Origin of the sequence: Skermanella mucosa, from assembly GCF_016765655.2 — a bacterium.
Classification (GTDB): domain Bacteria; phylum Pseudomonadota; class Alphaproteobacteria; order Azospirillales; family Azospirillaceae; genus Skermanella; species Skermanella mucosa.
Map to the genome: position 1 here is coordinate 148,448 of NZ_CP086106.1, position 12,352 is coordinate 160,799.

The window sequence follows — 12,352 nt, forward strand, 5'->3', positions numbered from 1 at the left end:
CTGACGCCTTAAAACTCTTCGCCGCACGACGCCCTCGTTCAGAATGATCCGATGAACGGCAGCATGGTGGTGGTTGCCATGCGTTTTTGCGCGTCGTCAAGCTGACCGAAGAGTGTGTTGAAGGCCATCCGCGTCATGTGGATGGCCTCGGTGCGAGCTTTCAGGTGGTTCTCATAGGATTCCAACCGGGCCATGGGATCGGTGGCCGTGGCACCGTCCTGCAGCGCGGCACGGGCAGCGTCGAGGTGATCGCGCCCGGCGCGGAGGGTATTGGCGAAAGAATCCCAGGCGGGCACTTGAGCGTCGGTAATATGAAGTTCAGTGCGGAGAAATGCGATGCGTCCCTCAAGCCGCGCGGCGGAGCTGCCCATAGGCTGCGCACTGTCGGCCATGGCACCCGTGCCCATGTCCATCGTGGCACCGCTGCTGGCGCCATTCTGCATTGTCGGCATCGCCTGTTGCGCAGCGCCCATGCGCATCATGTTCTGCATCATGGAACACATGGTCATCGGCTGCTGCGGCATCTGGCCCATCGGCATCTGGCTTTGGCCAAGCATTCCGCTGCCACTGCTACCGCCGGCTGCCGGTGGCTGAGTGGCCGGCATACCGGGCATGCTGGGCATTGCGCCACCCTGCGCCGGCTGCTGCATTTGCATTGCATCATCGCCTTCCATAGGCATCATGCCCATCATGCCGGGCATTGCGCTGCTCGGTGCCGGCTGCTGCGCTGTGGCATTGCCCATGGGCATCATGTCCATCATGGCGAGCTGGATGGACAACCCAGGCTCCTCTGCCATTGCGTTCAACGTCAGCAGAGGCATGAGCGCCGTGACTGCAGCGGTGACGAAGATCGAGTTTTGCTTTGGCATAAGGGGGCCCTTCCTGTGGCAGCTCCGAGGGCAGCGCACTGAGTGATAACGTCGTGCGGAACACTCAGAAAGCGTTCATTTTGGCTTCATTGCACTTCTTATTATCGGTATCGAGGGTTCATAGCTCGGCGGCGCGTATTGCCGTGCGTCGAACACACAGCTCAGCCGGCTGTAAAACCGGAAGAATGCCTGCTGATCAAGGTCTGGATAAAACCGGTTCTGGAGCTGTCCGACAGATCAGGTTCTGGTTCCTCCGACTTAGCGCTCTTCCGATGCAGAACGAGATGCACTACATGCCTATGACCTCGAGAGCTTCCTGCACGTTCTGCAAAGCTTCATCATGTCGCCCAGCATTGTGAGCAGTCAGCGCTTGCGCCCGCAACTCCTTGACCTGGGTCTGCTGTTGGGGCGTCAGCATCGAACCGTGCTGCTTTGACTTCTCGTCGAGCGCTGCGAGCTGGCGCGGGCATTGGTTTGCCAGCACTGGCGAAGCTAGGCCGATGAGGAGAGCAGAGGAAATCAGAAGCAGCCGCATGACACATTCCCACAAAAATTTTGTGGTCGTAGTTTACGATAGTCGTTGGCGGTGCCGCTAGACAGAAAGCCGATCGGAAGGTGTTCTGCAACAATTTGTAACAAGCGAGCAGAATCCTGATACAAAGGCTGGCATATCTGCTTCAGACCCTGTCAAATGTGGCTCTATCGCGAGTGGTTCGCCTCACGCCCACTTTCTACAACCACCCTCCACTTTCGCTTCAAGGCCTCGAAATCCAAAGCCGTACCGCAGTTGCAACCTGAACACAACGTTCAGCGATGGCGCCATCTCGCACTGATCAACATGGAGCGCGGAAATAAGTGATTTTCTAGCCCCGACCGTCAGCATAGCATCGCGTCCTATGCCTTCCAGCGAACCGCAGCACTTATTTCCGCGTCCGTCATGATCCCAGATTATCGAATCCGCCTTGCAGATTCGCCGCTTGCAATCTTTTCTGCCCGTTCCGCGTAGATCCGCGCTAGGGCTTGTTTGTCATCCTTGATGGCGGCGCGGGATTCATCGAGCCAGAAATTCGCCTCCGCCCTTGCGGATGAGTTCGATGCTCTTTCAACAACGCTGACACTTCGCGCAAGATCAGCATCCGTGAACGACTGAGCAGAGGCAGTGGTGACGCTCCAGCTTCCAACGATCATCGAAGCCAGGAGTAACATACTTACATTTTTCATATCTACACCTCACAGAGACTTGGAAGTTCCGGTACTAAGTCTTTGGAATACGTCAGTGTTCCAGATTCATTTAGCGGAACTTCCATCGTACCAAAGTGTTCGGCCGCCATTGGCAGACAGCAAAACTTGGTAATCCTGATATAAACCTATTTTCGTTACGAACTGTTATTTATCGTAACAAAATGTGCGTTATGGACGTCAAAATCAAGACTCCATTGCAGAGTGTTCAATGGACCAATAAACAACTCCATACATTCTAAAGAAATTCAACGTTATGTGCCTTGATGGCTCTCATTCTTGCTCGCTATCCCCGATGCGGCAGTCGCCGCCCGAACCGATCCGACGCGCCGCCGTCAGCTCGTATGAATGGCTACGGTCTGTCGTTCAACGCCGTCGCTCACCTGCTCGGTACCACGGCGTCATCGGCGCTTTTGCTAATAAGTGTGCGGCTATATCGATCAGTACTGTGCGCCAAGCTGCCGCCGGCCGACCCGGTCGTGATCGAACTCGATGAGATGTGACACTTCCTGCAGCGTAGGACAACAAAGTTCGGATCTGGAAGGCCTGTGACCGCACGACCGGGCAGCTGGTTGGCTGGGAGTGCGGCGACCGCGGCGAACGAACCGTCCGGCGCTGTTCGATCGCCTCGCGCGCTGGAAAGTGCGCCTGTTTTGCTCCGACAAGGATGTCGTCTACCCGCTGGTGCTGGCAGTCGGCGGCCACTACCAAGGAAAGGGCGAGACACTATTGCCTTGGAACGTAACGCCCAGCAGCGGTATTGGACACCAGCTCTTCGGCGACGCGCTATTATCGTCTCCAAGTCCCTCGTCGTGCCTGTCGCGTATCGAAAGAATGCGTTGTCAGCACGACAGCGGTGGTTTGCCGCCGTAGAAGGGACCGAGCGTCGGGTCGCCCTGTTTGCCCATTTGGAAGTCAACAACGAGGCTGCTCCTGTAATGTACAGGTCGCCCATCCAGGCCAGCAGGTTCTTCGTAATGAGATAAAACACAGCACTTTGCCATGGAACCCTCACACCCCGATGAGACGTGCCGTGTACCATGGGGCAATATGCCCGGTTTGACAAATTATTGAATGAGCGGGCTGGGATAGCCCAGCCCGCCTAGCACCTTTATCAGGCTACGAATAAGTAGTCAGAAGCCGGATTTGACGAAGCTGCCTCATCATTCTGGAAGATGTACTCCGAACCTGAAACGGTTATCGCTGGATCGTTCTCGAAACGGCCACGGAGCCCATCGTCGGCGTTGAACATGAAATCATCCTGCGCCATCTGGTTTCTAGCAAGACCAGCAAGGAAGATTGATCCTTCGACTTCTGAATCGGTGTCAGTGTTCCAACTAACCAGCACGCCGTTGTCACCATTGCGGGCCGTGTCCGCCACAATCACCTCATCCGGCAGGATATCGCGGAAGGCAATGTGGTCGAAAGCACCCGGACCTGCGTCGAAGCCGCCAATCACTACATCGTTGCCGCTGTCAGGTGCTACGATGAAAGCATCGGCACCATCTCCTCCATCAAGGTTATCGCTGCCCATGCCACCTTCGAGCATGTCGTGGCCAGCACCAGCATATAGCGCATCGTTACCATCGGCACCCATGAGGCTGTCAGCCATCATGCCACCATGGATCTCGTCGTTGCCGTCCTCGCCCTTCAGATCATCCTGTCCATCACCGCCGCTGAGCACGTCGTTTCCTTTGCCACTCCACAAATCATCATTCCCGCCTTCGCCGAAGAGAAGGTCATCGCCTGCTCTGCCGATAAAATAATCGCGATCGGAGGTGCCTTTGAGCGTGTCTGCAGTGTCACTACCGATTTTCACCGTAAACCCGTCAAAATCGAAGGCTTTCCTGGCTTTATCCGCGCCGCCTGGTTGCGGGGGTTCCGCTTGGTTACCCTCATTCTTGATGAACTCAGTAGCCGTGACCTGATTGGCATCCGCATCGGTTGGGGTAATGACTTTGCGGTCGTCGGCGAACATGAAGTCGTCCTGAGCAAGATCGGCTTTCACGAGACCCTGCAGCAAGACCGAACTCTCGCCCTCGTTCCAGCTGATCAGCACACCGTCCTTCGTGTCCTTAAACCGAAGTTCTTCAGGTTCTATGGCCCGCAACGCCAAGTGATCGAGCATGCCTGGCCCGGCTGCAAAGTCCTTGATGATATCGTGACCACTGTCCGGAGAGATTACGAAAGCATCACCACCCGGCCCACCTGCGAGAACATCGTCTCCCGCTCCACCCTCAAGGTCGCCGTGTCCGGATCCCTCTTGAAGATGGTCGTTGCCAGTACCGCCGCGCAGGCTGTCGGCCTCAGGACCTCCCTTGAGGCGGTCGTTGCCGGCACCACCATCAAGATGGTCCATGCCACCCTTCCCCGTCAGGCGATCGTTTCCACGGCCACCTAACAGATCATCGGCCATGGTCCCACCAGAAAGGCGATCGCTGCCACTCCGGCCAAATACTACATCCATGTTATCAGAACCTGTGTACTTGTTTTTTCCCCCGGTTCCAATATAGAGGCTGATGTCGTCAACCGTGAGACGGGTTTTGACTTGGTGCATACTGTCCTTGCCAATGTGACTTGCCTCGGTTCCCATGCGTGCTTCCCCTCGTGACGTTTCCGTACATGAAGTTGATTGGATACTGTTGTTGCCCTGCCAGCGCAAGTGTCTGCCATACACTGCTATCATGGCTGACCTAATACCGACCTCAAGGAGCATGACTTACTTGCCAGTCTTCAACTCCATGTGACTGCTTACAAACATGTTCTTATTTACGCCTGAAGCTCAGTACCCTGCGTAGATAGAGGTCTATGCAGCTTATCCGCTGTACATGATTTCTCTCCAGTGATCCCGTGGAGCCGGTAGAGTGAACTCGGCCCCCCAAGCTTTGGTTCCTAGGACCAGTACTAATGTTACAATTTGTAATATTAAAAAATAATCTGAAACATATAAATTAGCGCAAACCATCGTGGAGCTTCGGAGCGTCAGCAGCTTCGCGGGTTCATCGATTCCAAACTGAGCTTTTTCCCACCCAGTGGCGCTTTGGTCATCGCCCCATCCACCACCATCCAACTCCAGTCGATTCCGGCCAAGCCATGGTAGGCCAACAGCCCCTCGCGCCAAAATCCCTCGAACACCCCGGCGCCGGTCCACTCATGAAAGTGTCGGTAGGCCGAAGGCGGGGAACAGATGCCGGTCACCTGCAGAGGACACAAAAGGGTCCATCCGCATTCCCGGTGCAGGGTGAGTGCGCCGCAGGGTGAGAATAATCATATGAGTAGAAACGCTTTATCTCCGCGATTGTCGTCTTCTCCGTGTTCAGTTCGTTGCTTTCCCTGCTGCCCGCCGGTCTCGCGGTCGAGCGGGTCGTCGTCCACCCGGATCGCGTCGTCGTCGTTGCTGTTCGCGCTCGCGCCGCCACAGCGTCCTGTCCCTTGTGCCGGCGCCGCTCGCGTCGCGTCCACAGCCGCTACACTCGCTGTCTAGGGGATCTCCCCTGGCCGGGGAGGATCGCGAGCTCAGTCTCCAGGTCCGTCGCTTTCGCTGCTCCGCCCCCAGGTGCCCGCGCCGGATCTTCGCCGAGCGCCTGCCGGAGGTAAACTTGCCGAGGGTTCGGCGGACCGTCCGCCTCGCCAAGGCGCAACGCCGCATCGCCCTGCATGCCGGAGGCGAGTCGGGCGCCCGCCTGGCGAACCGGCTCGCCATGCCGGTCAGCGGCGACACCCTGCTTCGCCTGATCCGGGCGGCTCCCCTCCCGGTGGCACCGATCCCGCGCATCGTCGGCATCGATGACTGGGCCTGGCGGCGCGGCCGGCGCTACGGCACCCTCATCGTCGATCTGGAGCGCAGCCGCCCCGTCGACCTGCTGCCCGATCGCGACGCGGAGACCGTCGCCGCGCCTGGCTGAAGGCGCACCCCGGCGTGGAGATCGTCGCCCGCGACCGGGCCGGCGCCTATGCCGACGGTGCCCGGACCGGTGCCCCGGATGCGGTCCTGGTGGCTGACCGCTGGCATCTTCTGCGCAATCTCGGCGACGCCCTAGCCGGCATTCTCGACCGGCACCACCGGGCCATTCGCGCCGCGGCCAAGGCAGCCACGGCGGTGACCGCGGTTCCGGTTCCCAGCACTCCGCCGGAACCCCGGCCGCTGACCCGCAGCCACCAGCGTCAACTGGACAAGCGGGCGGCGCAGCACTGCACGCCCGCGGCTGGCCATAGGGCGCGGTCTCCCGCAGCACCGGCCTGGACCGCGGTAGACGGCCTCCCCTTTCCCTGCCGCTTCACGCCATCGGAGAAACCTTTATTATGGGATATTATGCTGTTCTGGCTATTTCACTTTTTACCAGCTCGATCTTCCCTTCCGCGAAGTATTCCGCCGAGAACACCGGAACCGGCAAAGGGGCATTGGACTGGATCAGCATCAGCGTTGGCATGCCCTGGGTCACGTTCACCAACGCCATGGCTGAGATTGTCAGCAAATCCGTCGGCGACGGGAGCGCGCAGCCGTCCGGATGGCTGTGCCAAGTCCCTATGAGGTGCAGCCGTCCGGCGCTCCGACGCAGTAAAGCTGCGGCTTTCGGGCATCGGTCGACGCTTGGCAGGTCGAGGTCGCGTGGCGTGCCGCGCGTGCCGGCAGGCGCGGGCGTCGCCGAAACGACGGTGACGCGGCGAACGATCCGGTCCCAACCCCCGAACAGGTAGCCGCCCGTTTCGTCCGGCAGCCTGTCCGCGCGCATGCGTCGAAGATCCTCGAGGGCTGCCGGCGAGATCCGTACGGACCAGCCCTCTGGTACGGTGAAATGGACGAACTTTGGTACCTCGAACCAGCGCCAGCCCATAGGACGCAACTTATCATCGAGGGGATTAAGGCCGAGGCCGCTTGCGACCATTGGATCGTCCTCACGCAGAACATCAATCAACGACGGCATGAATGCGGTCGCGTGCTGGTCGATTGCGAACTTGGGGAGCCGCATGGTCGCGGAAGCGCAACCGAACCCAAGCACCATCTCCTTGAGGCCGGCGGCTCCCCCACGCTCGCGCCGAAGCCACTCGCGGACGACATCGTCGTGGATCACGAGGGAGACGAGCACCTGATAGAGATCGAAGGGGTCCGGGTTTCCACCAGGAGCTCCGATCGACAGCACTCCCAATCGACCGCTATCGAAGATCTCAGCCCGAAGAAGGCGCCGACCGTGGTCAACGGCGCAGAGTCGGTTGCGCACCCTGGGATCGGCCGTCGCATCGAGGACCGCCTGCGTCGGCGCCAGTACCTCCCGGAGACGATCGTCCGGCGCGGTCAGGACGTTCATGTGGGCTTCCTGCACGTGGAAAGCGACCCTGCGGCGTCCTGGATCCGACGCGCTCATTGGCAGGCACGGGCCAAGCTCCGAGGCGAGTTGCCGGCCCCATTCGGCCTTCGCCCTACCGAGGTCGCCGTTGCGGCCGGCATGGCGGGCGAGATTGTGCGATTCGATGTGATCGTCGTCGATCGGGACGAGGCGATCAAGGCCGGCGCGCAGGAGCAGTTCCTCGAGGGCGCTGCCGAGGCTCCCCACGCCGACGAGCCCGAGGCCGCACATGGGTGGCGTGCCGGAGATGCTCTGGAACAGGGACGGGTCCGGCAACGGCAGAGGCATGGCCCTCACGACCCGGTTGTCCGGATCGACAAGACGGCGCTCCGTACCCGCCCTGATCATAAAGGCCGCCAGTTCATACCGCCGCGCCTCTGGATCTAGCGAGAGGCCGTGGATGTCCTTCAGCAGCGGCCTCGTCCTGCGCAGGGCGACCACGAGGATCGCGGCCTTGTCCATGCTCGCGAAGCGGCGCCCGGTGGCGCCCCCGGCATCGACGGTCGCGAAGGCGTGCTGCAGCGTCCCTGTAACCCCGACCTCCTCGAGCTGCCGGATGACCTCCTGCATGGACACCGGATCGGCGAAAACAGGCTGGTCCGTTTCTCCCCAAATCAAAATCCATGGGAAGTGCTCGAAGTTGGCCTGCCGTCGCCGCGTCTCAGTGACCTGCGCCTGGCACGCCTCCGCCAGCGGGGAGCCGCCTCTCCCGCCGCGTCCGGTCGGGTCATAAACCTCGGAGAACAACCGGACAAGCCGCGGCGCCAGTTGGCGCGCTATGCCGGTCGCGAAGCCTTGGGCATCGCCCCTGTCAGCCGTCTCCTGGAAGAAGGCGGGATCCGCCAAGATTCCTACGGCGTCGTCGCCTAGGGCGCTTTGGCCGAGCGGGATTGGGTGCCATTCGGTCGTGTCGAGCGATCCCGCCGCAGCATCGAGCAACCAGCGCCGTAAGGTCTCGATGATCCCGCCGATTCCGAAGCGCAGGTAGATATGGTCGAGACCCGCGCGGGACAGGCAGAGGCTCGCGGGCCAGTCGGTCGGACCCGGATTGATGTGCGACAGATCCCGAGGAAAGTCGGCCCGCAGCGCGAAAACGACCGGCGCGTGCAGCCCGATGTCTCCCGCGTCTTTCCAAGCCAGAGCGATCGGTTCAGGGTCGTTCAGGCGGAGCACGGGGGCCGTCAGCCCGGGCGCCGCCATGTCGAATCGGACGTGCAGCCGGCCGGGAGAGGCCTCCCCCGCTCCGTCGAACCGCCAGACTGATATGCTCTCCGCAATCACGCCGTCCGCACGGGCGATAGCGGCGACTTCGCCGCGCAAGGCCGGCGACCAAGCCACTGTGCCGAGCCGGGACCAGTTCTCACCCATAGCTGCCGCCGCCTCCCACGGACGAGGCCACCGCGGGCGCGGCGAGCGGCTTGGCCTGCTTGCGGCGCGACGGACCACTCGCCGTAAGGTCGAAGATAACGTGCTCGGGCTTGCCGTCGCCGTTAGAGCCGGTCACCAGGAAGCGGTCCCGGTCGGCCTGCATCACCTTGGTCAGATCGTCGGTTTCCGCCAGGATCTTGTAGTACCTGTTCCTGGCGTGGCTGCTGGGCGGCGTGACGTCCCGGCCGAACCGGCGGCTGGACGAGACGACGTAACCGGAGCCGAGCTGCCGACCGAGGACCTTCAGCGCTTTCTTGGATTCAATGAACTCCTCGTCTTTGCCGGGATTCACCACCCAGCCTAGGGACCGCCGCGAGCAGTGATGCACCGCCAGCAGGACGTGCCAGTCCAGGGCCGCCGGGTCCTTGAGCAGGATCTTATCATGGATCCGCTCGAGGACTGCGACCGTTGCATCGCCGAGCAGCAGGATGTGGTTCTTCCCTCCGTTCACGGTCACGGTCCAGCGGATCCCGAGGCTCGTGGGGTTGCAGCTCTCCCGCAGCTCGCCTTTCTTGGGTTCTGGGATGTGCGCTTCCGCCTGGGTGGGGGCGAGAACCCTCCATTCCGCGTTCCCGAAGCGACCCGACACGACAGCGTCGTCCACGCTCCGGACCACGAGCCTGTTGCCATCCTTATCGGCGGCCGGGGTACTCTGCAGCTCCTTGCGCCGCCTGATCTCGCCCAGGATCAGCTTCGATTCGTCCTCGTCATAGGCGCCGTTGGCCGCATAGGGGCTGCACCAGATCTCCTTGATCAGAATTAAGGGATCCCCCTCGTCGGGATCGCTGACCCAGTCCTCGGGCGGGCCGAGGTAGAAGACGTCGCCGGCGCCCCGCACGTGATCCTTGTCGGGGTGGGTCAACACGAACAGGTCGAGGCAGTCGTCCGTGCAGGCATCGCGGATCTGCGGGGTGAAGTCCGGTTTCGAATCGTCGTCGGGATCCGCATGGCCCTGGCAGTAGTGGATGTCAGTCATGATCGTCGTGCCGCCCGCCTTGAGCAGCACGCTGTCGCCATTCCCCGATGCGAAGAAGCTCAGCTTGTTTACGGTCATGGTCTCTCCAAACTCCTTTTGCGGGGACAGCGTCACTGAATTTGCGGGTGGCGGAACGCCCTCTGATTGGACCTTCACCGCTGGCGGAACATACACGCAACATTGGCGGGCAATCAACAGCTTGTATGCCGTGAACATTCTATGACACAATCTATCGAAGATCAGTCGCCCTTGCCCTCAGCCGGCGCAAGGGTCCAGATAGGCCACGCGCCTTGAAGTGGTCATCGGCCTGCGGTCTGTCCCAGGCAGACTTCGGCGCGACCGACAACGGAGAACACGAACGGTGAGTGTGATGGCCATACCCCAGGTTTCGCTAAGGGGCTTCGACGCCTACAGCCGCAACGCCCGGATCTATCCTGCCATCATCGCGGTGGCCCCGGCGCTCGCGGCAATGGCGCTGCTGGTCTCATGGAGCGGTATCTCAGTGTCGAACTCGATCGCGGCCTTCGGCATTCTGCTGATCCTGTACGCCGCCTCCGATGTGGCGCGGCAGCAAGGAAAGCGGCTGGAACCAAAGGTTTGGGAAAGGCAGGGAGGCGTGCGTTCCGTGAAATGGCTCCGGCGCAATGACCCGACATTCGACGAGGTGACAAAAGACCGCTACCGTGCCTTCCTCGCTGCCAAGCTCGGGCGACCGGCTCCGTCGGCGGAGGAGGAGGAGGGCAATCAGGCCGCCGCGGACGAGTTCTACGATGCAGCATGCACCTGGCTGCGCGAAAACACGCGTGACACGAAGAAGTTCAAGCTACTGTTTGACGAGAATGTGTCGTACGGCTTTCGACGAAATATGCTTGGATTGAAGTGGCCTGCAGCGATCCTTAACTTGATCGTGACGGTGACCTGCGCATGGTTGCTGTGGAAACGCTGGCCCCTCGACCCCAACGATAACTTCACCACAAGGGTGCTCATCGTTCTGGTGGTGGCCCTGATCCATGCCGCCTATCTGCTGTTTGCGGTGACGTGGAGGGGTCTGCTCGAGGCGTCCTATACGTATGGACGACAGCTCATTATCTCAACTGAGACACTGATGGCTGACGCGCCGAAACGCAGGGCAAAGCCGAAGGCAAGCACCACCCGAGCATGACCATACCTGGCTCTCCAGCGGTAGGGGCCGGCTCCACCATTCCACTGCTGGTACCCGATTACCTCCCCTGTTTTGATGGTGTAGCACGAGGAACTGGCTTGGCGATATGAGGATGGCGTTGCCCGGCCGGTTCTGATTCTATGGGCGGTATGACGCGTAAGGGACCTGTTGATCTTTCCGGGATGGACCGCCGCTCCTTCGAGGCTCTGAACCCGAAAACCCGGGTTGAGCTGCTGTGCCGCTTGCATGCGCTGGCGATCGAGCAGGTGTCAAGGTGCAGGCAATTTTGGTCCTTCCGCATTCCCGGTGCACAAGCCCTGGGTGAACTTCCACATCGTGCTTTCTCCGAGTCATGGAGAGTGTCAGGAATTTCGTGTGAGGGCGGGCATACTGGGAGAAAAGGAGATCCCGCATGGCTCGTCGCAAACCCCCCGTCATCCCTGACGCCCTGCTCGACCAACTTCTTGCCGGGTCCGACGCGAAGAGCGCGTTCGATCCGAACGGCCTTCTGGACGGCCTGAAGAAGGCGCTTGCGGAGCGGGCGCTGAATGCCGAGATGGACCATCATCTCGCCGGCGAGAATGAGGCCGGCAACGGCCGGAACGGCTACGGCCGCAAGACGGTGCTGACCGACACCGGCAAGCTGGAACTGGAGATCCCGCGCGATCGGCGGGCGACCTTCGATCCGCAGCTCATCGCCAAGTACCAGCGTCGCTTTCCAGGCTTCGACGACAAGATCATATCGATGTATGCCCGCGGCATGAGCGTGCGGGAGATCGTCGGGCACCTGCGCGAGCTCTACGGCGTGGAGGTCTCGCCCGACCTGATCAGCGCCGTGACCGACGCCGTGCTGGACGAGATCGCCGCCTGGCAGGCCCGGCCGCTGGAGCCGGTCTACCCGCTGGTGTTCTTCGACGCCCTGCGGGTCAAGGTCCGCGACGAGGGACTGGTCCGCAACAAGGCCGTCCACGTGGCCCTCGGTGTGCGGGCCGACGGCACCAAGGAGATCCTCGGCCTGTGGCTGGAGCAGAACGAGGGCGCCAAGTTCTGGCTGCGCGTCCTGAACGAGCTGCGCAATCGCGGCGTGGAGGACATCCTGATCGCCGTGGTCGACGGGCTGAAGGGCTTTCCCGACGCCATCCAGGCGGTGTTCCCGCAGGCCATGGTCCAGACCTGCATCGTGCACCTGCTTCGCAACAGCGTAACCGGCCGGTCCAGGCCGCCTTACAAGGACTTTGCTATCGAGATAGCTTACGTCGTTAACGACGTCGTTATGGACATCAACAGCGAGGTGAGATATGCGGGTGGAGGTGCTGAGCAGGGGAGAGCGCCG

At 61.1% G+C, this 12,352-nt stretch carries 6 protein-coding genes and 3 pseudogenes; 3 read left to right on the forward strand and 6 right to left on the reverse strand.

Annotated features, from left to right (window positions below; all coding sequences use genetic code 11):
- Positions 1-38: 38 nt before the first annotated feature.
- The 4 genes and pseudogenes from JL100_RS00660 to JL100_RS00675 form a co-directional block, all read right to left on the reverse strand.
- Positions 39-869, reverse strand: coding sequence for a Spy/CpxP family protein refolding chaperone (locus tag JL100_RS00660; RefSeq protein WP_202684894.1), 831 nt, complete (start codon positions 867-869; stop codon positions 39-41).
- A gap of 289 nt (positions 870-1,158) precedes the next feature.
- Positions 1,159-1,404 (reverse strand): hypothetical protein, encoded by a 246-nt coding sequence (locus JL100_RS00665; RefSeq protein WP_202684895.1) that lies wholly within the window; start codon positions 1,402-1,404, stop codon positions 1,159-1,161.
- Between the two features lie 1,818 nt (positions 1,405-3,222).
- Positions 3,223-4,701: a calcium-binding protein gene (locus tag JL100_RS00670; protein ID WP_202684896.1), complete on the reverse strand. Its 1,479-nt coding sequence runs from the start codon at positions 4,699-4,701 to the stop codon at positions 3,223-3,225.
- A gap of 425 nt (positions 4,702-5,126) precedes the next feature.
- Positions 5,127-5,312: pseudogene (locus JL100_RS00675) on the reverse strand (IS5/IS1182 family transposase); the annotation flags it as partial.
- A 108-nt stretch (positions 5,313-5,420) separates the two neighbouring features.
- On the opposite strand from JL100_RS00675, the pseudogene JL100_RS00680 reads away from it, so the two are divergent.
- Positions 5,421-6,300 (forward strand): annotated as a pseudogene (locus tag JL100_RS00680) (ISL3 family transposase); the annotation flags it as partial.
- Between the two features lie 118 nt (positions 6,301-6,418).
- On the opposite strand, the gene JL100_RS00685 reads toward JL100_RS00680, so the two are convergent.
- Both JL100_RS00685 and JL100_RS00690 read right to left on the reverse strand, forming a co-directional pair.
- Positions 6,419-8,821 carry a Mov34/MPN/PAD-1 family protein gene (locus tag JL100_RS00685; RefSeq protein WP_202684897.1) on the reverse strand — a complete coding sequence of 801 codons (2,403 nt, stop codon included), beginning with the start codon at positions 8,819-8,821 and terminating at the stop codon, positions 6,419-6,421.
- Positions 8,814-9,935, reverse strand: a complete 1,122-nt coding sequence (locus JL100_RS00690) for a ComEC/Rec2 family competence protein (RefSeq protein WP_202684898.1) — start codon at positions 9,933-9,935, stop codon at positions 8,814-8,816. The genes JL100_RS00685 and JL100_RS00690 overlap by 8 nt, the downstream gene beginning before the upstream one ends.
- 292 nt (positions 9,936-10,227) lie before the next feature.
- Here JL100_RS00690 and JL100_RS00695 point away from each other — a divergent pair, with 292 nt between their 5' ends.
- Together JL100_RS00695 and JL100_RS00700 are read left to right on the forward strand one after the other, a co-directional pair.
- Entirely contained in the window at positions 10,228-11,019 is a 792-nt protein-coding gene (locus tag JL100_RS00695; protein ID WP_202684899.1) for a hypothetical protein, read from the forward strand.
- 412 nt (positions 11,020-11,431) lie between these two features.
- Positions 11,432-12,223, forward strand: a pseudogene (locus JL100_RS00700) (IS256 family transposase); the annotation flags it as partial.
- Positions 12,224-12,352 lie beyond the last annotated feature (129 nt).

Excerpts from the sequence above, each read along its gene's own strand:
- JL100_RS00660 (WP_202684894.1), bottom strand. The coding sequence starts at position 869 with ATGCCAAAGCAAAACTCGATCTTCGTCACCGCTGCAGTCACGGCGCTC.
- JL100_RS00665 (WP_202684895.1), bottom strand. The coding sequence starts at position 1,404 with ATGCGGCTGCTTCTGATTTCCTCTGCTCTCCTCATCGGCCTAGCTTCG.
- JL100_RS00670 (WP_202684896.1), bottom strand. The coding sequence starts at position 4,701 with ATGGGAACCGAGGCAAGTCACATTGGCAAGGACAGTATGCACCAAGTC.
- JL100_RS00685 (WP_202684897.1), bottom strand. The coding sequence starts at position 8,821 with ATGGGTGAGAACTGGTCCCGGCTCGGCACAGTGGCTTGGTCGCCGGCC.
- JL100_RS00690 (WP_202684898.1), bottom strand. The coding sequence starts at position 9,935 with ATGACCGTAAACAAGCTGAGCTTCTTCGCATCGGGGAATGGCGACAGC.
- JL100_RS00695 (WP_202684899.1), top strand. The coding sequence starts at position 10,228 with ATGGCCATACCCCAGGTTTCGCTAAGGGGCTTCGACGCCTACAGCCGC.